We start from the raw sequence: 20522 nt of genomic DNA, 5'->3' as shown, positions 1-20522 counted from the left end.
ATTAGCCAACTATGCCAAAACGTACCGACATACAAAGTATTCTTATCATTGGTGCTGGCCCTATTGTGATTGGCCAGGCTTGTGAATTCGATTATTCAGGCGCGCAAGCGTGTAAAGCCCTTCGTGAAGAAGGTTACCGTGTTATTTTGGTTAACTCTAACCCAGCAACCATTATGACCGACCCAGAAATGGCAGATGCAACTTACATCGAGCCTATTCACTGGGAAGTGGTTCGCAAGATCATCGAAAAAGAACGTCCAGATGCCATCTTACCTACAATGGGTGGGCAAACTGCACTTAACTGTGCGCTTGAGCTAGACAAGCACGGCGTACTAGAAGAGTTCGGTTGTGAGCTCATCGGTGCTACGGCAGATGCAATCGATAAAGCAGAAAACCGCGAGCGCTTTGACAAAGCAATGAAAAACATCGGCCTTGAATGTCCTCGTGCGGAAATCGCGCACAGCATGGATGAAGCGCACGATGTACTAAGCCGCATCGGCTTCCCTTGTATCATTCGTCCGTCTTTCACCATGGGTGGAACCGGCGGCGGTATAGCGTACAACATTGATGAATTTAATGAAATTTGTCACCGTGGCTTAGACCTTTCTCCTACCAACGAGCTTCTTATCGATGAATCCTTGCTAGGTTGGAAAGAGTACGAAATGGAAGTAGTACGCGATAAAGCAGATAACTGCATTATTGTATGTACTATCGAAAACTTCGACCCTATGGGCGTGCATACCGGCGACTCAATCACAGTTGCTCCAGCACAAACCCTGACTGACAAAGAATTCCAGCTAATGCGTAATGCCGCTATGGCTGTATTGCGCGAGATTGGTGTTGAAACCGGTGGTTCAAACGTACAGTTCGGTGTAGATCCGAAAACTGGTCGTGTGGTTATCATCGAAATGAATCCTCGCGTATCGCGTTCATCTGCGCTTGCTTCTAAAGCAACGGGCTTCCCGATTGCGAAAGTAGCTGCAAAACTTGCGGTAGGCTATACGTTAGACGAACTGGCTAACGACATTACCGGCGGTCTAACGCCAGCGTCGTTTGAGCCGTCTATCGACTACGTAGTAACTAAGATCCCACGCTTCAACTTTGAGAAGTTTGCCGGTGCTAACGACCGTCTAACTACCCAGATGAAGTCTGTAGGTGAAGTGATGGCCATTGGCCGTAACCAGCAAGAATCACTACAAAAAGCCCTTCGCGGTCTTGAAGTAGGTGCGACAGGCCTTAATCCAATGGTTGACCTTGAAGACCCTGAATCACGCAACAAAGTGGTTTACGAACTTCGTCAACCTGGCGCAGAGCGTATTTGGTACATCGGTGATGCATTCCGCATGGGTATGACGGTTGAAGAGGTATTTAACCTTACTAATATCGACCGCTGGTACCTTGTACAGCTTGAAGATTTGATTCTTCTTGAAGCTAAAGTATCTGAGCTTGGTTTACCAGGTATTGACGCTGACTTTATGCGCGCACTTAAGCGTAAAGGCTTCTCTGACGCACGTCTTGCTGAACTTACCAAAGTGGCAGAAAGCGATATTCGTGAGACTCGTCGCGGTTTTGGTATTTCTCCTGTCTACAAGCGTGTAGATACTTGTGCAGCAGAATTCTCTACCAGCACGGCTTACATGTACTCAACGTATGACGAAGAGTGTGAAGCAGCGCCGACTGACAAAGAAAAGATTATGGTATTGGGCGGCGGTCCAAACCGGATTGGTCAAGGTATCGAGTTCGACTACTGCTGTGTTCACGCGGCGCTTTCAATGCGCGAAGACGGTTACGAGACTATTATGGTTAACTGTAACCCTGAAACGGTTTCAACTGACTACGACACGTCTGATCGCTTGTATTTCGAACCAGTAACATTGGAAGATGTACTTGAAATCGTTGCTAAAGAGCAGCCAAAAGGCGTAATCGTGCAGTATGGCGGTCAAACGCCACTTAAGCTTGCTCGTGCCCTAGAAGCAGCTGGCGTACCGGTAATCGGTACCTCACCAGAAGCCATTGACCGTGCTGAAGACCGTGAGCGTTTCCAGCAAATGGTGAACAAGCTTAATCTTAAGCAGCCTGCAAATGCCACCGTAACAAACGTTGAGCAAGCGCTAACTATGGCTGAAGAGATTGGCTTCCCACTGGTTGTTCGCCCAAGCTACGTGCTAGGTGGTCGTGCAATGGAAATTGTGTATGACATCAAAGACCTTAAGCGTTACCTAAACGAAGCGGTTAAAGTGTCTAACGACGCGCCAGTATTGCTAGACCGCTTCCTAGACGACGCTATTGAAGTTGATATCGACGCTATCTGCGATGGCAAAGAGGTTGTAATTGGCGGCATCATGGAACACATCGAGCAGGCCGGGGTCCACTCAGGTGACTCAGCGTGTTCACTGCCACCGCACTCGCTACCAAAAGACATTCAGGACGTTATGCGCGAGCAGGTAAAAGCGATGGCGCTTGAGCTTGGCGTAGTCGGTTTGATGAATACCCAGTTTGCGATTAAAGATGGTGAAGTGTACCTTATCGAGGTTAATCCTCGTGCAGCGCGTACTGTTCCATTCGTGTCAAAGGCAACGGGTGTACCTCTCGCTAAAGTTGCAGCACGAGCAATGGCAGGTGTTAGCCTAGCCGAGCAGGGCGTAACAGAAGAAGTGATTCCACCTTTCTACTCTGTGAAAGAAGTGGTTCTGCCATTTGCTAAGTTCCAAGGTGTTGACCCACTGCTAGGTCCAGAAATGCGTTCTACGGGTGAAGTAATGGGCGTTGGCGATACCTTCGAAGAAGCCTATGCTAAAGCTAACTTAGGTGCGGGTGCGCCACTACCAAAGCAAGGTAAAGCGCTTATTTCAGTCCGTGATACCGACAAGCCTCGTATGATTGCACTGGCAAAAGCGTTGGTAGAAGCCGGCTTTAGCATTGAAGCTACCCGCGGTACCGCTACTGAGCTTTACGATGCAGGCATCATGAGCACTGTAGTGAACAAAATGTCGGAAGGTCGTCCTAACATTGTTGATGCTATCAAGAACGGCGAATACGCTTACTTGATCAACACAACAGAAGGTCGTCAAGCCATCACAGATTCAGTATACATTCGTCGTGAAGCCTTGGTGAATAAGGTGACTTACACCACGACAATGAACGCTGCGTTTGCAACTATCCGTGCTAAGTCTGCAGATGACCGCAATAAAGTGGCATCAGTTCAAGAACTACACGCTAGACTCAAACACTAATGACATACGCTAGGATACGAGGTATCCTAGCAATATTACATTTGTGTGAACCAATTAAAAGTGCGCCTTCGCGGCGCACTTTTCTGTTTAAATTACTAGCTAAGTGAGACGGTATTCATGAGTCAGTATCCAATGACAGCGCGCGGCGCTCAAATGCTGCGTGACGAATTAAATGAGCTTAAAACAAAAACACGCCCACGTATTATCGAGTCTATTGCCGAAGCACGTGAGCACGGTGATTTGAAAGAAAACGCTGAATATCACGCTGCCCGTGAACAGCAAAGCTTCTGTGAAGGTCGTATTCAAGATATCGAAGGTAAGCTTTCAAATGCACAGATTATTGACGTAACTAAAATGGAAAATACCGGTAAAGTTATTTTCGGCACTACGGTTACCATTTTAAACGTTGATACCGATGAAGAAACAACTTACCGCATTGTTGGCGATGATGAAGCTGATATTAAGAACAACTTAATTTCAGTTAATTCGCCTATCGCTCGCGGTCTTATCGGTAAAGATCTTGATGATACGGTAACTATTCAAACGCCGGCTGGTGCTGTTGAAGTTGAAATCATCGAAGTTGAGTATATTTAATTACTATCGGTCAGTGGCGCAAGGCTGCTGACCTTTATTCAAGCCATACTTTTTTATAATCATCTGCTTATCACAAATATTCCACCTCTGTCATTTACGTCATTTTTAATAGCCTTGTCTTGGCAATTACTATCCTAATTTAGACTAATTTATTAGAACAAAAAATCTCCATTTCCTATTTGATGCCTATACTTTAAACGTATTAGTTCTTATTAACGGGATCTTTTTACGCGCTCGCTAAGCGAAATCTATGTATGAGGTTCAGTATTTAAACGCTCGGAATGGAGGCCAAAGCCTTGACCATTTTCAATAGATTGTCCGTCGTACAGCTTACACTGTTAGGAACAGGCACCCTTTTCCTTTCTATAGCGTTTCTTGCATATAAAGATATTAGTCAACTTGTGAATAATATGTCAGCGGCAGAGCAAGACGAACGTATCGTCACAATGATAAGTGCTGTAGAACGAGTTGCCCATCATCATGCCGTCGAGCGTGGGCTCACCGCTGGTTATTTAGGCAACCCAAATGCAGATTCGAAACAAAAGGTCGTAAGTCAACGAAAGAAGGCGGATGAAGCTTTTCAAAACTTAAGAACAATTTCCAATGAAAAGTGGCCAGAAGACTTAGGAATAGGCGTTATATTGCAGCCGCTTGTCGACGTCGAAACCAATAAAACTGCAATGCGGGAAGCGGTCGACTCGTTAAATGGCGCCAAAGCGTTTAGCTATTACAGTGATTTGAACAAGAGAGCCTTAAACGCCGCTAATGCCTTCACGATTTTACTCAGCGATAAAAATGCTAAACAGTATTTACTTCAGGGGCTTACATTAGCTGGTCTAAAAGAAAGACTCGGACAACGCAGGGGAAAGATAAACGCTGTACTAGCCAAGCGAAGTATTAACCCTAATACGAAAATAGAGATTAACAGTTATACCGGCGATATTACTTATTTAACTGAAAAGCTAACTCTCGGTTTAAACGGCGATTTCAAAACCGAATTCGCGAACGCCATGTCGTCTTCCACATCGACGCAGGTTGAGTCAATTGCTGCTAACGTAGTCGCGACAGATGTAAATTTTTCTTCCCTGCCAGCCAATAGCGAATGGTTCAAACTAGCAACAGCGCAAATAGGTCAAGTGGCAACGGTGCTTAGTAAGGTTTTTGATACTGCCAAACAAGAATCTTACAGTAATGTTGCCAGTGCTCAGTCTTCGTTAACGGCAATTATTATTATAATTGTCGTTGTGGCCTTATTTATCGCACTTATTTACAAAGTATTGATAGGCATTATCACCCAGCAACTAACCATATTGGTTTCTAGCTTGGATAAGATTGCGCAAAAAGGTGATCTTACTATTGATGTATCGATGAGTACGAGTAACGAGTTAGGGGAAATTTCTCGTTCTGTTAACACTACTATTTTGGCACTTCGTGACCTTATCAGAGGGTTAGGGCAGTCAATTGGCACCAGCACAAGGCTTTCCGGAAAATTAGAGTCGGCATGTGCAGAAATGTTAAGCGACGCGGGAAATACACAACAGCTTACAGCCAATATAGCGTCTGCGATTGAAGAGGTAGCGGTAACAAGTCGAGAAATTGCTAGCTCATCTTTGGATACCTTAAACGCAAGTAAAAAACTTGATGAACTAGCAGACCAATCACTAGCAGCGAATGACAATATACGAAATAGCATGACTGTGCTGTCAGAAGACATTCGGGGCGTTCAAACTAACGCGGCGCAGATGGAGCTAAAAGTAACCGAAATAAGCTCTATATTAGAGACCATTAACACCCTTTCAGATCAGACTAACTTACTGGCATTGAATGCAGCAATTGAGGCTGCGAGAGCGGGTGATCACGGAAGAGGATTTGCCGTTGTTGCTGACGAAGTGAGAAAGTTAGCGCAAAGCAGCCGAGAATCTTCAGATAAAATATCATCACTCTTAGTTAGCTTAAAAGAGGCGAGTGTTGTTGTCGTAAATGACATTAATAAAAACGTAAGCTCAATATCTACATCAATGGATACTACCGTTGAGGGGCGAGCTACCGCTGAAAAGGTAAAAGAAGCAGCAAGTGAACTTGAAGGTATGGCAAACAGCATGTCTTCTGCTGCTGAACAACAATCTGTCACTACCGAAGAGGTGGCTAAAGATGTTGTCTCTGTGGAAGAAGCTGCTCGACATGAACTCTACATTGCGGAGCAGTTGTCAGAACTCTCTAATGAAATGCAGCAAAATAATGACTTACTGCAGCGCACCATTGATGGTTTCAAAGCAGATTAAGCATTTCCAACTGAATATTCTTTGCGTTATAAATAACTAAACGCAGAGATAAGGAAGGGTTTTGGAAGAAATTAAGACGTTGGATTCAAAAGTAGTTTATGAAAACAAATGGCTTCGCCTAAGAGAAGACAAAATACGTCGCAACAGCGGAAACGAAGGTATATATGGTGTGGTGGAAAAGCCGGACTTTGCCATTATTTTACCGATTGAAGGCGATACCGTGTATATGGTTGAGCAATACCGCTATACCATCAAAGAGCGACAGCTTGAGCTCCCCCAGGGTGCATGGGAGAGCAACCCCGACGCTGATCCAGTTCAGCTTGCAAAAGGTGAGCTTAAAGAAGAGACAGGCTTAACCGCTGAGTCAATGGAGTATGTCGGCTTCCAATATCTTGCATACGGCTTTTGTAATCAGGGGTACCATATTTACGTGGCTAAAGGGTTGACCCAAGGCGAACAAAAACTAGATGTTGAAGAAGAAGATTTGCAGGTTGTTCCGCTTTCGTTAACTGTCTTGAAGGAAAAAATCATCAACGGAGAGATAAAGGATGCAAGTACCTGTAACGCAGTAGGTTTAGCCATGCTTAAAGGATTTATTTAAACGCGCTGTTACAATTCTTAGGCTGTCTTTTTTCTGCATTAGAGGTTAGGGTAGGTAAATCTACTATAACGCTAATATAAAAGAGATATTCATGACAATCGTAGGAAACTTCTCCATTACGCAATGGGATGAAGACACGCTGAGTGAAAGAGCAGAAGGAATTAAGGTATCTCAAGCCAGCATCAAACAGGTCTATTCAGGTGATATGAGTGGTGAATCGAGTGTTGAGTTTTTGATGTCTTATCAATCGCAAATGTCAGCTCAATTTACGGGTTTTGAAACTTTTGTCGGTGTAATTAACGGGTTGCGTGGTACGGTTACTTTTCAGCATAAAGGCAAGTTTGAAAACGGTGTTGCTAGTAGTGATTTCGAATCTATCAAAGATTCTGCAACCGGAGAGCTCACCGGCAAGGCCTTACAAGGCAGCTTTAAGTCTGGCGAGTCAGGTAAAGCTGATTACACGCTTGAAGTAAACGATGTCGAAACTGTTAATGGTTGAAGCTAAAACAAAATAAGCTAGCATTAGGCTTATCTGCAGCTTACAAAAGCAAAAAAAACGGCGCCGTAAGGCGCCGCTAAAAGTTGGGAAACAAACCAAGAAACTATTTATTAACTCTCAAGTAAGCGAGAACCAATTTCTATTTGGCGAGGCTTCTTGGCTTCGGGAATGACTCGCTCCATATCGATGTGTAATAGACCATTTTCCATATCTGCAGCTAACACCTTCACATGGTCGCCAAGTTGGAATTTACGCTCAAAGTTACGCTCTGAGATACCTTTATGTAAGAACTTACGTTCTTTACTGTCTTTGTTTTCCGCTTCCGTTTTCTTGGTTCCAGTAATAGTTAATGTATTCTCTTCAACCTGAATTGATACATCGTCTTTACTAAAACCAGCAATCGCCATGGTTACTCTGTACTTGTCGTCGCCAAGCAGCTCGATATTGTACGGCGGATAGGTGCTCTGTTTCTCTGCACGAGAAGCTGCATCAATAAGCGATGCTAGGTGGTCAGAACCAATGAATGAACGGTAAAGTGGAGATAGATCGATAGTACGCATAGTCATATCCTCAAAATTAAGCAATATGTTTAAAATTTAAATGCCCCGACTTTGCGGCGGCGGTTTTGTCGACCTGACTGTTCAGCGCCGACAAATTATATATAGGAATGGCCCAAATACTTTTCAAGAAAGAAAGTTGAATTTTTTCAAAAATAGTTTTAATAAATCTCAAAGTTATTGAAATTTAATGATTATTTTAATGATAAAAATTTCAAAACAAGTGTGGATAGGCGTAATTAAGCGAAAGCTTGCCATAAAACCCTATATAAAATAGGTGTATGCGATAATTTTTATAAAACATTTAGCAATTGTTTAACCCCTCTAATTGTTTAGAAATGCTACAATTGGTTAAACAGAATGTCTTACCACTTTAATTGAAATTACAAAAATGAAAAAAGAAGTTATTGTTTTAAACTGTGGCAGCTCTTCAGTAAAGTTTGCCATTATCGACGCCGATACTGGCGAAGCTGGTCTTTCTGGCATTGCAGAAGCGTTGGGAAATAGTGATGCGAGTTTATCCTTTAAGCTAAATGGTAAAAAAGAGAAGCAGGCATTGCCAGCAAAAGCAGGGCATACCGAGGCACTTAACGCTATCTCTGAAATTATTGCAAGCACAGGCGTACAGCCTATTGCCATTGGCCACCGTGTTGTACACGGGGGTGAAAAGTTTAAAGGTGCAGCCCTTGTAGATGATAGCGTGCTCGAAGCAATAGAAGATTATGCGAGCATGGCACCGCTTCACAATATGGCTAATCTAAAAGGCATTGTGACCGCTCAAGCTGCGTACCCAGATTTGCCTCATGTCGTGGTATTTGATACTTCATTTTTTCAAACACTTCCTAAAAAAGCCTTTATCTATGCTTTACCGATGTCGCTTTATCGTGAGCATGGCATTAGACGTTATGGCTTCCATGGAACCAGCCATAAATTCATTCTCGATAGCATGGCGAAAATTCTTGAAAAACCAGTTTCAGACACAAGCATAATCAGTGCGCATTTAGGCAACGGTTGTAGCGTGTCCGCCATTGAAAAAGGGCAGGCGGTAGACACCAGCCTTGGCTTCATTCCTTTAGAAGGCTTGGTTATGGGCACGCGCTGTGGTGATTTAGATCCTAGCTTGCCAGGTACACTACAGAAAAAGCTTGGTAAAACCGCAGACGAAATTAGCGACCTGTTAAACAAACAGTCAGGTCTGCTAGGTATTTCAGAACTTAGCAACGACTGCAGAACTCTAGAAGATGCTGCCCTAGAAGGTCATGAAGGCGCCCTGTTGGCAATCGAAATTTTTTGTTACCGCTTGGCTAAATACATAGCGGGCTACATGGTAGCCGTGCCGACGCTAGATGCTATTGTCTTTACAGGTGGTATTGGAGAAAACTCGTCGCTTATTCGAGAGACTACAATGGGATATTTCGCTCACTTTGGTATTAGCCTTGATGAGCAGAGAAATACTGATGCGCGATTTGGGCAAGGCGGAAAAATTTCTACCGATACAGCATCAACCTCTGTTTATGTCGTACCTACTAATGAAGAATGGGTAATTGCAGCTGAAGCTGCGACCTTCGCGTAAAATCAAACTAGCAAGGCCAACGCTCGGGCGTTGGCAATAGCAGGAGTAACTATGTCTCGCAGAATTATGTTGATCCCCGTGGGCACTAGTGTGGGCCTAACAACGGTCAGCATGGGTCTTGTTCGCGCAATAGAAGAACAAGGTATAAAGCTTAATTTTTTCAAGCCGGTGGCACAGCCTAGAAAGGGCGACAATGGGGAAGAGCGCTCTACAGCGATCATTGCTCACCACGCCAGTGTCTCGCCGATTGAGCCTTTCGAGCTTGATTACGTTGAGCGTATGATCAGTACCGACAATACTGATGAGCTATTAGAAGAAATTATTGAACGGTTTGAAGAAAAGAGCGTTCAAGAAGCGGTAACCGTCATAGAAGGGCTAGTGACCACGCGTCATCATCCCTATGCGGAGCGTTTAAACCTTGAAATTAGTCGTGCTCTTGATGCCGATATTGTTTTTGTGGCCGTGCCTGGCAACGAGTCGACGACAGATATTAATCATCGCCTTGAAATTGTTGTAGACACCTATGGCGGTCATAAAAGTCAAAAAGTGGTTGGCTGCATCTTTAACAAGGTTAACGCGCCGTTTGATGAACATGGTCGACTTCGTGCCGATATCGGTGCAATAGAAGCGCCAGAGCACGACGAAGAGCGTACACAGGCATTACGTGACTTGCCTATTTTCAAAAAAGGTTTAAGCCTTCTTGGTACGGTTGATTGGAGCGCAGATTTAGTGTCTCCCCGAGCTACCGACGTAGCAAAGCACCTTAACGCAACCTTGCTTAACGAGGGCGAGCTAGCAGAACGCAGATTAAGCAGCGTTACTTTCTGCGCGCGCGAAATTCACAACATGACGCATACCCTTAAACCGGGTGCGCTACTTGTGATGTCAGGCGATCGGGGTGATGTGTTTGTATCGTGCTGTTTGGCAGCGTTAAACGGTACTAAGCTGGGCGCGCTATTACTTACGGGTGGCTACCAGCCCGATGAAAATATCATGGCATTATGCAGTCAAGCTATGGAAACCGGCCTGCCGGTCATGCTAGTAAATTCGAATACATGGCAAACAGCTCAAGCACTTCACGCATTTAACCAAGAAGTACCGGTTGATGACAGCCAGCGTATCGAAAAAGTGATGGTGCATACAGCGGAAAGCTTAGATGCAAGCTGGGTTAACTCACTAACGCAAAAAGTGTCTCGCCAGAAGAAGCTGTCTCCATCGGCGTTCCGTTTCTACCTTACTAACCGCGCAAGACAGGTTAACAAGCGCGTTGTGCTGCCAGAAGGTAATGAGCCTAGAACCGTTGTGGCTGCATCAATCTGTGCAAAACGTGGTTTAGCACGACCTGTTCTTATTGGTGATGAAACAGAAATTCGCCGAGTAGCAGAACAACAGGGTGTAGTATTGAGCGATGGCGTAGAAATTGTTTCTCCGAGTGAAATAAAAGATAACTATGTTGAAGGTTTAGTGGCTCTTCGCGGCCACAAAGGCGTTACTGAAGTGGTTGCAAAAGAGTTACTGGAAGATAACGTGACTTTAGGCACAATGATGCTTCAGCAAGATGACGTAGATGGCCTAGTCTCTGGCGCAGTAAATACCACTGCAAACACTATTCGCCCAGCGCTTCAGTTAATTAAAACAGCTGAAAACGCCTCGTTAGTATCGTCAGTATTTTTTATGCTGTTGCCTGACCAAGTTTTAGTTTACGGCGACTGTGCCATTAACCCTGACCCCAATGCTCAGCAACTAGCTGACATAGCTATTCAGTCTGCGGAATCGGCGCAAATGTTTGGCATTGAACCACGGGTAGCTATGATAAGTTACAGTACTGGCTCGTCAGGTGCAGGTAGCGATGTAGAGAAAGTGCGTGAGGCAACTAAGATTGCACAAGAGCTACGCCCTGATTTACTTATTGATGGTCCACTTCAGTACGACGCTGCGGCCATTGAAAGTGTGGGCAAGAGCAAGGCACCAAATAGCCCTGTTGCTGGTAAGGCAAACGTGTTTGTTTTTCCTGACCTCAATACCGGAAATACCACTTATAAAGCGGTACAGCGTAGCTTCGATCTAGTGTGTATTGGCCCAATGCTGCAAGGCATGCGAAAGCCCGTTAACGATTTAAGTCGCGGTGCATTGGTTGACGATATTGTATTTACAATTGCGCTTACTGCAATACAAGCTGCAGGCAATGTATAACGTGCAATTTAACGGGGTAAACTACCTGTCAGTGGTAAGGTAGTTACTGCTAATAAAAACGGCGCTACTTCAAATGAAGTTAGCGCCGTTTTTTGCGCTTTTGGTTGTATTTTACTCACCCATCAGCTTGTCATTTTTGAGGGGGATACTGTTATTATTTGTATCTCTGGCATTTATGATTACAAAAGCCTCATTGATAAAATCTAAAGTAATCTTGATCCTTCCGTTTTGATTTCCATTTTTTAGTGCTTCTGGAGATGTGTAAAAGATTGCGTTTAAGTCTAGGTCTAAATCTTTACCATTTGGTAATTCAACGGCTTGTAGAGATGAGTCCAAAATCGCTAAAACATCTTTTTTCGCTCCACCAATAAACCAGTCATAGACATCGTTTCGTTGGTAGCTAGCTGACAAAAATTCGTAGGGAGAACCTTTGACCAAAATGACGCCCTTAGAGACATAGCCAGATTTATTGTCGAAAGTATTAAGAGAATATTGTGGGTGAGTCGGAGATATTATGTGTGTTTTACTATCTAAAGATGAGTCGTATAGCTGGTAAGAAAAGTTAGCGCTATAGGCACCGAGTGCATCTCTGAAGCGAAAGTAGAGATCTATGTCGCGTTGTTCATTAGTTGAAAAACTAACAGGGGTGGAGTTTGTAACTGGTTCTCCATCGCCATCAATTTCTAAACTAGTGCGAAATTTATGTGCGGTCGCATTCCTGAAGTTTACAACGGCTATATTGCTTGAGCCGACTCTTTTCTGGCTCAGTTCTGCTGTCCGTTTCATATCGTCATAGGTACACCCATTACATGGGGTAAGTTTAATAGTAGCACTGGCTTCATAGCTGACGAGTGTAGCCCCAATAACTACAATTACTGTAAATAATATAGCCTTAAGATTCATAGCGTCTCCTTCAATTCCTTGGATAGACGAATTCTTTGAGGTTAAAACGATTCTTTCGCGAAATTAGTATCGCAAGCTCGCTCCTACTGATTTTTTAAGTAATACAAGTTGGATAGGTCCTACATTGGCATAGCATAAACATTGTTTCAACCCGCTGCTATTGAGCAATCAGCGCTCCCTGTGTTTAATTAAGACCGCGCAAACAAACAGCAGAATAACAATAAACCAAACGCCTAGCTCTTGAAGATGGTAGTACGGTGTAAACCCTCTGGTTGCGACCACTGGCGCCGAAATATTACCTGCCATGAATTGAGGTAGCCGAGCAGTTATTTCGCCTCTGTGGTCTATAAAAGCCGTAATACCATTATTTGTTGCCCTAACCACAGGGCGTCCCAACTCAAGAGCACGCATTTGCGCTATCTGCAGATGCTGCGCAGGGCCGTGAGAATGTCCAAACCACGCATCGTTACTTACTGTAATGATCATGTCGGTATCTTCATAAACGTTTGCCATAACTTGATGAGGAAACGCAATTTCAAAACATATAGCGGGGGCTAGGTGAATGCCGTTAGCTTCAAGGTTTGCCTGTTGATAGTCACCTCGAGAGAATGATGACATAGGTAAATCGAATAGGGGAGCGAGCGGGCGAAGCCAGTCTTCAAAAGGTACGAATTCGCCTACGGGCAATAGATGATGTTTCGAAAATCGGTTGTTGTGGAAATATTGATAGTCGGGATAAGCTGCATCTGGCGTACGTTTACCTAGCACAATTAGGTTGTTCCACGCTTCATCAGTTTCCCAGTTGTAATTAACAATACCCGTAATTAGTGCCGTGTTCTCTTGAAAGGCTCTTTCGTTAACTTTAGCAAGATAAGGTTGGGCTAATGGTTCTAACTTAGGGACCGCGGCTTCAGGCCAAATGATGAGGTCGTTATCCCATAAGCTTTCAGTTAGCTTCCAGTAGGTGTCCATAGTAGGGCCATCTTGCTCTGGCACCCATCGCAAGCTTTGGGCAATATTGCCCTGCGCCATGCCAACAGAATAGGTTTTGTCTGGGGTAACCCAAGTATGCTGTTTGAGCAGATAGCCACTGGTAAACAAGCATAGTGCAACCAGCACTGCGTTGGCGAAAGTTCGCTTATTGTGAATCAGTGCAAATAGGGTAGCGCTAATAACGATAAGCGCGCTTATACCCGTTTCCCCAATTATAGGCGCAAAACCAGACAGTGGACTTTCTAGCTGGCTATAGCCTAATGATAACCACGGAAAGCCACTTAGCATCCAGCTTCGCAACCACTCGGCCACAACCCAGAAAAAAGGCAGTGCCATGGGCCACAATTGGGGAGAGAAATACTTGGCGGTGAATTTGGTAGCAAGCGCTGGGTATAGCGCCAAATATCCACAAAGCAATGCCATTAAGGCAATGGAGCCGATAAGAGGTAGCCCACCAAAGTCGGCGATACTTACGTGTACCCAGCTTATGCCAGCGCCAAACCAGCCTGCACCAAATAACCACCCAGCTATAAACGGTCGATGTTTCAGCTTGATAACTTGACGTATAGCAAGTGCGAGAGCAGGTATAGTTAAAAGCCACATATTAAATGGGGCAAAAGCCAGCGTTAAACTTGCGCCGCTTAACGCAAGAAGAAAATGGGGGATAAACCGTTTCAGTATAGAAGTCATCTGATGGTGGTTGATAGGTTTTGTTTTACATTGGGGAAGCGCTTAAAAATTCGCGCTACCCTGTGCTGAAATAAACGTTATTGTGACGACGTCTCTATTCCAATGAAGGCACTGAAACCTTAAGTTGAATAAGTCGGCGCTTATCAGAGTTAGTCACTTTAAACTGAACATCTCCAATGGTGATTTCATCATTGGTTTCAGGCATATGACCAAACGCTTTAAGCACAATACCACCAATGGTATCGGCTTCTTCTTCGCTAAATTTGGTTTCAAAAAACTCGTTAAAGTCATCCACTGGAGTTAACGCTTTAACCGAGTATGTCGATTTATTTAATGGGCGAATATCATCGGTACCGTCTTCTTCGGTATCGTACTCATCTTCAATTTCACCCACGATAATCTCTAGAATATCTTCGATAGTTACCAAGCCAGATACACCGCCGTATTCGTCTACAACAATGGCCATGTGGTAGCGTTGCTGACGGAACTCTTTAAGTAGAACGTCTACCCGTTTACTTTCTGGAACGATAACCGCTGGGCGAAGAATATCGCGAAGGTTGAATTCTTTTTCTGCATTGAAGGCAAAGGAAAGCAGGTCTTTTGCAAGCAAAATACCTTCGATATGGTCTTTATCTTCACTTATAACAGGAAAACGTGAGTGGGCTGATTCAAGCATCACCGGTAGAAATTCTTCTACTTTTTGCTCTACATCTATGGTGGTCATTTGAGCGCGAGGGATCATGATATCCCTCACTCGCATTTCATTTACCCCAATTACCCCTTCAATCATTTCGCGGGTTTGTGGGTCTATGATGTCGTTTTGTTCAGCATCAGTAATAACCGATACTAACTCTTCTTTACTTTTCGGCTCGCCAGAAATCGAATTTTTTAGTTTATCTAACCAACTCTTGCCTGATGAGCCGTTGGTAGAGTGAGGATTATCGTCGCTCATAATGTCCGTTTAATTGTTAGGTCAACGCCAACGTTAAAATGGTTCGTGCTGGTCGTCAATGTTTTATTGTTATTAAGTGTTAATTTACTTATATAACAAATGGTTATGGTTATTTGTTAATCGTTGACTTCATAAGGGTTATCTATGCCAAGGCTAGCTAGAATATCAATTTCTTTGCTTTCCATTTCCTCGGCATCTGCATCGTCAATATGGTCATAACCCATTAAATGCAATAGCCCGTGAACCGTCATGTGCGTGTAGTGATCGCTCACTCTCTTTTGCTGCTCTTCAGCTTCACGGCTAATAACAGGGGCACAAATAACTAAGTCGCCTAATAAGTTGATTTCAATACCGGGCGGCGCTTCGAAGGGAAACGATAACACGTTTGTCGGTTTATCTTTGCCTCGGTATTCATGGTTGAGGCTTTGGCTTTCTGCTTCGTCGGTAAAGCGAATGGTGACTTCTTGCTCGTTCAAACCTTCATACTTGAGAACAGCATTAGCCCAAAGTTCAAGTTCTGAAGATGACGGAATGGCTGATAAGATAGCCTCGTCACCTTCGAATGCTTGTTGTACATCAATAATGGCTGTCACGATGTGCTGTCGTCTTTTGTTCGAGCATCGTTTGATTGCTCATGATTGTTGCCGTCAGTTAGCTCAGGGCTATTATTGCTAGTTGGCTCAAGGCTGTGCGCTGATTGTTCACGCTGAACACGCAACGCTTCTTCTTTTTTCGCTTTGCGAATACGCTCTTGCTCAGCGTCATGCACTTCGTAAGCTCTTACAATACGCGCAACCACAGGGTGGCGAACCACGTCTTCAGCATGGAAGAAGTTAAAAGAAATGTCATTTACTTCGCTCAATACTTCGATGGCGTGGCGAAGGCCTGATTTTGCACCGCGAGGTAAGTCTACCTGTGTGATATCACCAGTAATCACCGCTTTCGAATTAAAGCCAATACGGGTTAAGAACATTTTCATTTGCTCTACCGTGGTATTCTGGCTTTCATCCAAAATGATAAACGCGTCGTTTAGCGTACGACCACGCATATAGGCTAACGGCGCAACTTCAATAACATTGCGCTCCATAAGCTTTTCAACTTTCTCGAACCCAAGCATTTCAAATAGGGCGTCGTAAAGCGGTCGCAAGTAAGGGTCTACTTTTTGCGAAAGATCGCCAGGCAAGAAACCAAGCTTTTCACCTGCTTCAACCGCGGGGCGGGTAAGCAAGATTCGGCGAATTTCTTGGCGCTCAAGCGCATCGACAGCAGCGGCTACAGCAAGATAAGTTTTACCTGTTCCGGCAGGCCCAATACCAAAAGCAATATCGTGGTTAACAATGTTTGCCACATACTGCGCTTGGTTTGGGTTACGCGGCTTTATAACACCGCGCTTAGTTTTAATATTGATCTCTTTGCCATAACCGCCAGTTGCGTCTTTTTCAATAACGCGGGCTTCTTGAATGGCAAGATGAACTTGCTCTGCTTCTAGCTCAGGAATACGGCCCTCAATAGGTTGTGTTTCTATATAAAGAAGCTTAAGTAATTCGCTAGCACTTTTTATTTGCTGCGGTTCACCCAACACTTTGAACGCGTTATTTCGGTAGGTAATTTCTACACCCAACCTGCGCTCAATTTGTTTAATGTTGTCATCAAAGGGGCCACATAAACTCGACAAACGTTTGCTATCTGCCGGTTCTAAATCAAATTCGTTACTAACCAATGTACTCAAGCTACTCTTTTCCTCGCTATAAAATTGTTTTTAGGCTGGGTTAAATTGACCCACGCCAAGCTCATTAGGCAAATCTGCCTGATGCTTTGCCATGATAGATTGGGGCGAAACTGCAACACGCAAGCCCATTTCACGTTCTCTGCGCACAACTTCACCACGTAGTGAGTTGGTAAATACGTCTGTGATGTTTACATCAACGAATTCGCCAATCATATCTGGTGTGCCTTCAAAGTTTACTACGCGGTTGTTTTCAGTACGTCCAGAAAGCTCCATTGGGTTTTTCTTTGACGGGCCTTCAACCAAAATTCGCTGCTCAGTGCCAACCATGTGACGCGCAATACGAAGTGCTTGCTGCGTAATACGCTGCTGTAGTAAGTGAAGACGTTGCTTCTTAGTTTCTTCACTTACATCATCCACTGCATCGGCAGCAGGTGTACCTGGGCGAGCACTGTAAATAAAGCTGAAGCTAAGGTCATAATCCACGGCCTGAATTAAATCCATAGTAGCTTCAAAGTCGGCATCGGTCTCACCGGGGAAGCCAATGATGAAGTCGCTAGACAAACTAATGTTAGGGCGAATTTTTTTCAGCTTACGCATTTTCGACTTATATTCAATTGCCGTATGGCCACGCTTCATCAGGTTCAAAATACGGTCAGAACCGCTTTGAACAGGCAAGTGCAGGTGGTCTACTAACTCAGGGATAGACGCGTATGCTTCAATGATATCGTCAGTAAACTCAACCGGGTGAGATGTGGTGTAACGAATACGGTCGATGCCATCGATAGCAGCTACTAGCTCTAGTAACTCAGAGAAACGACAAATTGTGCCGTCGTAATTGTCACCGCGATACGCGTTAACGTTTTGACCTAGAAGATTTACTTCACGTACGCCTTGGCCTGCAAGCTGTGCAATTTCGAGCAATACGTCGTCCACTGGGCGGCTTACTTCTTCACCACGGGTGTAAGGTACTACGCAGAACGTACAATATTTTGAACAGCCTTCCATAATTGAAACGAACGCCGTTGGGCCTTCTGCACGTGGCTCAGGCAGGCGATCAAACTTTTCAATTTCAGGGAAGCTCACGTCAATCACTGACTTTGCGCCGCCTTGAAGTTCGTTGATCATTTCAGGCAAACGGTGCAGCGTTTGAGGGCCAAATACCAAGTCTACGAACGGCGCACGCTGGCGTATGGTGTCACCTTCTTGAGAAGCCACACAGCCGCCTACACCAATAATAAGTTCAGGCTTGTCTTGCTTCAACGTCTTCCAGCGACCAAGTTGATGGAAAACCTTCTCTTGCGCTTTTTCGCGAATAGAGCACGTGTTTAGCAAGATTACATCGGCTTCTTCAGCACTTTGTGCAGCGCTAAAGCCATGCGTTGAGTCTAGTAAGTCTGCCATTTTTTCCGAGTCGTACTCGTTCATTTGGCAGCCCCAGGTTTTGATATACAGCTTTTTAGTCATAACAACTATTCGATAACCTGTTAGTGTTCCTGTAAGTGAATGCAGTATCACCTTGGTTCAGTTAAGGTGTCTGCCAGAATGTTATTCTGCATAGGGCGTTGAAAGCGCCCATGCAAAATGCATCGGAAATGTCAGTTACAGGAAGATGTTCAAAATAGCCGCATATTTTACCTGTTATGCAGGCATATTCCCAGTGTCTTACGACGATTCGTGAAGAATTGATCTAAGCCAAGCCTGTTGTACGTTTTACTTCACAGCGCTTTGTGTTTTAAGACATAATGCAAGTGCGTGTTTTAAGGAGAGTAAATGGTCGATTTTTGTATAAATGGCGGTGGTATGGTGGGGGCAGCACTCGCCCTAGGTCTGGCCCAACAGCAGTTTAAAGTAGCGGTAATCGAGCCTTATTTACCTGCAACATATAAAGCTGAAGATGGCCCGGACTTGCGGGTCTCAGCTATAAGCGAGGCGTCGGTTACCCTATTAAAAGCATTGGGAGCGTGGGACCATATTGCTGCCATGCGCGTGAAACCCTACACAGGTTTAAGTGTATGGGACCACCCGTCTCATCGAACAGATTTTACCGCACAAAGTATCGACATGCCTCAGCTGGGTTTCTTTGTTGAAAACCGATTGTTGCAACTAGGTTGCCATGAAGCACTAAAACAGTATGACAATGTTGAGCTTATTAGTGGCCACACAGTGCAAGACATTCAGTTAGCCAATACTGCTACCATTAAACTATCTAATGGCAGAACCATTGAAGCCAAATGGCTTGTTGGCGCAGACGGTGCAAACTCTCAGGTAAGAAAGGCGGCCGGTATTGGCACCACAGGTTGGCAGTATGCCCAACAGGCAATGGGTATAACAATCAAAATGGAAAAGCCTGTAGAGCCTGTGACTTGGCAGCAATTTACCTCAAGTGGCCCAAAAGCGTTTTTGCCCATGTTCGACAATTATGCCTCGCTTGTGTGGTACGACTCGCCCGACGAACTAAAACGTATAAAAAGTTTAAAAGCGAGCCAACTTGAAAGCGAAGTCCTTGAAACGTTTCCTGATGAACTCACTAAAAATGACAACAGCTTTTCTGTTGTAGATAAAGCGGTTTTTCCGCTTACCCGTTCTCATGCGAATCACTATGTTAAGGACTGCTGTGTGTTAATTGGCGATGCAGCGCACACCATTAATCCATTGGCGGGGCAGGGTGTGAACTTAGGCTTTAAAGATATAGAGGCGTTTTTATCTGTTACCGCTAAGGTTAATTCTTGCCACAGCACTGGAGAATTGTCGCTTACGGATAAACGATTCTTGCAAATGCTCGCTAACGACTATGAAAAGCCACGAAAGCGAGATAACTTGGTAATGATGAGCGCAATGGATGGGTTCTATACCTTGTTTAGTAACGATATTGCCCCCATTAAATGGGTAAGAAACCAGCTGCTTTCTGTGGCGCAGCGCATGGAGCCTGCTAAACAACAAGTGCTTAAATATGCGATAGGGTTACGATAATGGAAGTATTAATTTTACTGGCTGTATTGTTTGGTGCATTGGCATTGATTATACCGCTAATAGAGCGCTCTAAAATGCGCATTAGTAATGAAGATGCGGCTAAATGGGCGAAGTGGATTTGGCCTTTAATGGGAATATTGCTTGTCGCGCAATTACTGCGTTTGCTCTTCTCCTAAAAGCTTTTGCTTAGGTTTTGAAAAGTCGCAAAATATTGCCATTTGTTTAAGCTAACTCTATTCATAATTAAAAAGGTTCAAAGGAATGACCATACAGTTTTCGCAGGGGTTCTCTAATCAATGTCCGTTAGTTAGTTTAAAAGGCTATAGCCTCTACTATATTTGGCAAGGGCACCCATCAGAAGAAGGCGAAAAACATTTTTATCAGTTAAAAAGTAAACCTGACCCCGAGAAGGTTGAGGTGATGTCTGCTTGCTGGGATGGATACACAGGGAGTTACCAGTTGAGTGCGGAAGGAAAACTTATTCTCACTAAGTTTTATTATTTTTTTCCAGACGGTTTGGGGGAGTCGGATGCCTTACTTGAGGAGCTGCAAGGCGACTTTTACTTAGAGTTTAGAACCCACTTTGAAGGTGACCAGTTATACGTGCCTTTTACTGATGGTAAAGTAATTGTTGACCAAGAACAGTGGGTTGAAATAAAGCGAACCCGTCTTGACTCAAAAGCTAGCAAGAATAACTTTTTCGCTTGGATAAAGAGAGTTATACCGAGGCGTTTGTTTAATTAAGCCATATTC

The 20522-nt window shown here is 44.3% G+C and carries 17 protein-coding genes; 10 read left to right on the top strand and 7 right to left on the bottom strand.

Annotated features, from left to right (window positions below; all coding sequences use genetic code 11):
* The first annotated feature begins 11 nt into the window (after positions 1 to 11).
* The 5 genes from carB (at position 12) to ACYTPF_RS02960 (ending at position 7209) form a co-directional block, all read left to right on the top strand.
* Positions 12 to 3233 carry a carbamoyl-phosphate synthase large subunit gene (gene carB / locus ACYTPF_RS02980; protein ID WP_461851158.1) on the top strand — a complete coding sequence of 1074 codons (3222 nt, stop codon included), beginning with the start codon at positions 12 to 14 and terminating at the stop codon, positions 3231 to 3233.
* 117 nt (positions 3234 to 3350) lie between these two features.
* Entirely contained in the window at positions 3351 to 3827 is a 477-nt protein-coding gene (greA, locus tag ACYTPF_RS02975) for a transcription elongation factor GreA (protein WP_461851157.1), read from the top strand.
* Positions 3828 to 4123: 296 nt separating this feature from the next.
* Positions 4124 to 6109: a methyl-accepting chemotaxis protein gene (locus ACYTPF_RS02970; RefSeq protein WP_461851156.1), complete on the top strand. Its 1986-nt coding sequence runs from the start codon at positions 4124 to 4126 to the stop codon at positions 6107 to 6109.
* Between the two features lie 61 nt (positions 6110 to 6170).
* Positions 6171 to 6710 (top strand): NUDIX domain-containing protein, encoded by a 540-nt coding sequence (locus ACYTPF_RS02965; RefSeq protein ID WP_461851155.1) that lies wholly within the window; start codon positions 6171 to 6173, stop codon positions 6708 to 6710.
* Positions 6711 to 6801: 91 nt separating this feature from the next.
* Positions 6802 to 7209, top strand: coding sequence for a DUF3224 domain-containing protein (locus tag ACYTPF_RS02960; RefSeq protein ID WP_461851154.1), 408 nt, complete (start codon positions 6802 to 6804; stop codon positions 7207 to 7209).
* Between the two features lie 110 nt (positions 7210 to 7319).
* Here ACYTPF_RS02960 and ACYTPF_RS02955 read toward each other — a convergent pair whose 3' ends face one another.
* Positions 7320 to 7769, bottom strand: a complete 450-nt coding sequence (locus ACYTPF_RS02955) for an Hsp20 family protein (protein WP_461851153.1) — start codon at positions 7767 to 7769, stop codon at positions 7320 to 7322.
* Between the two features lie 388 nt (positions 7770 to 8157).
* Here ACYTPF_RS02955 and ACYTPF_RS02950 point away from each other — a divergent pair, with 388 nt between their 5' ends.
* On the top strand, positions 8158 to 9339 hold the full coding sequence (locus ACYTPF_RS02950) for an acetate kinase (RefSeq protein ID WP_461851152.1): 1182 nt from the start codon (positions 8158 to 8160) through the stop codon (positions 9337 to 9339).
* 51 nt (positions 9340 to 9390) lie between these two features.
* Entirely contained in the window at positions 9391 to 11532 is a 2142-nt protein-coding gene (gene pta, locus ACYTPF_RS02945; protein ID WP_461851151.1) for a phosphate acetyltransferase, read from the top strand.
* 111 nt (positions 11533 to 11643) lie between these two features.
* Here the strand turns inward: pta and ACYTPF_RS02940 are convergent, their stop codons facing one another.
* The 6 genes from ACYTPF_RS02940 to miaB all read right to left on the bottom strand — a co-directional run bounded on the left by ACYTPF_RS02940 (position 11644) and on the right by miaB (position 18263).
* A complete protein-coding gene (locus tag ACYTPF_RS02940) occupies positions 11644 to 12435 on the bottom strand; it encodes a hypothetical protein (RefSeq protein ID WP_461851150.1) in 792 nt (263 codons plus the stop codon).
* A 168-nt stretch (positions 12436 to 12603) separates the two neighbouring features.
* Positions 12604 to 14109, bottom strand: coding sequence for an apolipoprotein N-acyltransferase (gene lnt / locus ACYTPF_RS02935; protein WP_461851532.1), 1506 nt, complete (start codon positions 14107 to 14109; stop codon positions 12604 to 12606).
* 103 nt (positions 14110 to 14212) lie between these two features.
* On the bottom strand, positions 14213 to 15070 hold the full coding sequence (gene corC, locus ACYTPF_RS02930) for a CNNM family magnesium/cobalt transport protein CorC (RefSeq protein WP_269916243.1): 858 nt from the start codon (positions 15068 to 15070) through the stop codon (positions 14213 to 14215).
* A 116-nt stretch (positions 15071 to 15186) separates the two neighbouring features.
* On the bottom strand, positions 15187 to 15663 hold the full coding sequence (gene ybeY, locus ACYTPF_RS02925; protein ID WP_179982952.1) for an rRNA maturation RNase YbeY: 477 nt from the start codon (positions 15661 to 15663) through the stop codon (positions 15187 to 15189).
* A complete protein-coding gene (locus ACYTPF_RS02920) occupies positions 15660 to 16799 on the bottom strand; it encodes a PhoH family protein (RefSeq protein WP_461851149.1) in 1140 nt (379 codons plus the stop codon). The genes ybeY and ACYTPF_RS02920 overlap by 4 nt, the downstream gene beginning before the upstream one ends.
* A gap of 30 nt (positions 16800 to 16829) precedes the next feature.
* A complete protein-coding gene (gene miaB, locus ACYTPF_RS02915) occupies positions 16830 to 18263 on the bottom strand; it encodes a tRNA (N6-isopentenyl adenosine(37)-C2)-methylthiotransferase MiaB (RefSeq protein WP_461851148.1) in 1434 nt (477 codons plus the stop codon).
* A 306-nt stretch (positions 18264 to 18569) separates the two neighbouring features.
* Here miaB and ACYTPF_RS02910 point away from each other — a divergent pair, with 306 nt between their 5' ends.
* The 3 genes from ACYTPF_RS02910 to ACYTPF_RS02900 all read left to right on the top strand — a co-directional run bounded on the left by ACYTPF_RS02910 (position 18570) and on the right by ACYTPF_RS02900 (position 20513).
* The gene (locus ACYTPF_RS02910) at positions 18570 to 19769 is read left to right on the top strand and encodes an FAD-dependent monooxygenase (RefSeq protein WP_461851147.1); all 1200 of its coding nucleotides are present in this window, start codon (positions 18570 to 18572) and stop codon (positions 19767 to 19769) included.
* On the top strand, positions 19769 to 19945 hold the full coding sequence (locus ACYTPF_RS02905; RefSeq protein WP_162889809.1) for a hypothetical protein: 177 nt from the start codon (positions 19769 to 19771) through the stop codon (positions 19943 to 19945). The genes ACYTPF_RS02910 and ACYTPF_RS02905 overlap by 1 nt, the downstream gene beginning before the upstream one ends.
* A gap of 85 nt (positions 19946 to 20030) precedes the next feature.
* Positions 20031 to 20513, top strand: coding sequence for a hypothetical protein (locus ACYTPF_RS02900; protein ID WP_461851146.1), 483 nt, complete (start codon positions 20031 to 20033; stop codon positions 20511 to 20513).
* Positions 20514 to 20522 lie beyond the last annotated feature (9 nt).

Source organism: Alteromonas sp. HB246098 (assembly GCF_054890645.1).
This window is presented reverse-complemented; position numbering and strand designations above follow the sequence as displayed.

What these genes read in the sequence shown, in the direction of transcription:
- carB (WP_461851158.1), top strand. Translation starts at nt 12, where the DNA reads ATGCCAAAACGTACCGACATACAAAGTATTCTTATCATTGGTGCTGGC.
- greA (WP_461851157.1), top strand. Translation starts at nt 3,351, where the DNA reads ATGAGTCAGTATCCAATGACAGCGCGCGGCGCTCAAATGCTGCGTGAC.
- ACYTPF_RS02960 (WP_461851154.1), top strand. Translation starts at nt 6,802, where the DNA reads ATGACAATCGTAGGAAACTTCTCCATTACGCAATGGGATGAAGACACG.
- ACYTPF_RS02955 (WP_461851153.1), bottom strand. Translation starts at nt 7,769, where the DNA reads ATGCGTACTATCGATCTATCTCCACTTTACCGTTCATTCATTGGTTCT.
- ACYTPF_RS02950 (WP_461851152.1), top strand. Translation starts at nt 8,158, where the DNA reads ATGAAAAAAGAAGTTATTGTTTTAAACTGTGGCAGCTCTTCAGTAAAG.
- pta (WP_461851151.1), top strand. Translation starts at nt 9,391, where the DNA reads ATGTCTCGCAGAATTATGTTGATCCCCGTGGGCACTAGTGTGGGCCTA.
- ACYTPF_RS02940 (WP_461851150.1), bottom strand. Translation starts at nt 12,435, where the DNA reads ATGAATCTTAAGGCTATATTATTTACAGTAATTGTAGTTATTGGGGCT.
- corC (WP_269916243.1), bottom strand. Translation starts at nt 15,070, where the DNA reads ATGAGCGACGATAATCCTCACTCTACCAACGGCTCATCAGGCAAGAGT.
- miaB (WP_461851148.1), bottom strand. Translation starts at nt 18,263, where the DNA reads ATGACTAAAAAGCTGTATATCAAAACCTGGGGCTGCCAAATGAACGAG.
- ACYTPF_RS02910 (WP_461851147.1), top strand. Translation starts at nt 18,570, where the DNA reads ATGGTCGATTTTTGTATAAATGGCGGTGGTATGGTGGGGGCAGCACTC.
- ACYTPF_RS02905 (WP_162889809.1), top strand. Translation starts at nt 19,769, where the DNA reads ATGGAAGTATTAATTTTACTGGCTGTATTGTTTGGTGCATTGGCATTG.
- ACYTPF_RS02900 (WP_461851146.1), top strand. Translation starts at nt 20,031, where the DNA reads ATGACCATACAGTTTTCGCAGGGGTTCTCTAATCAATGTCCGTTAGTT.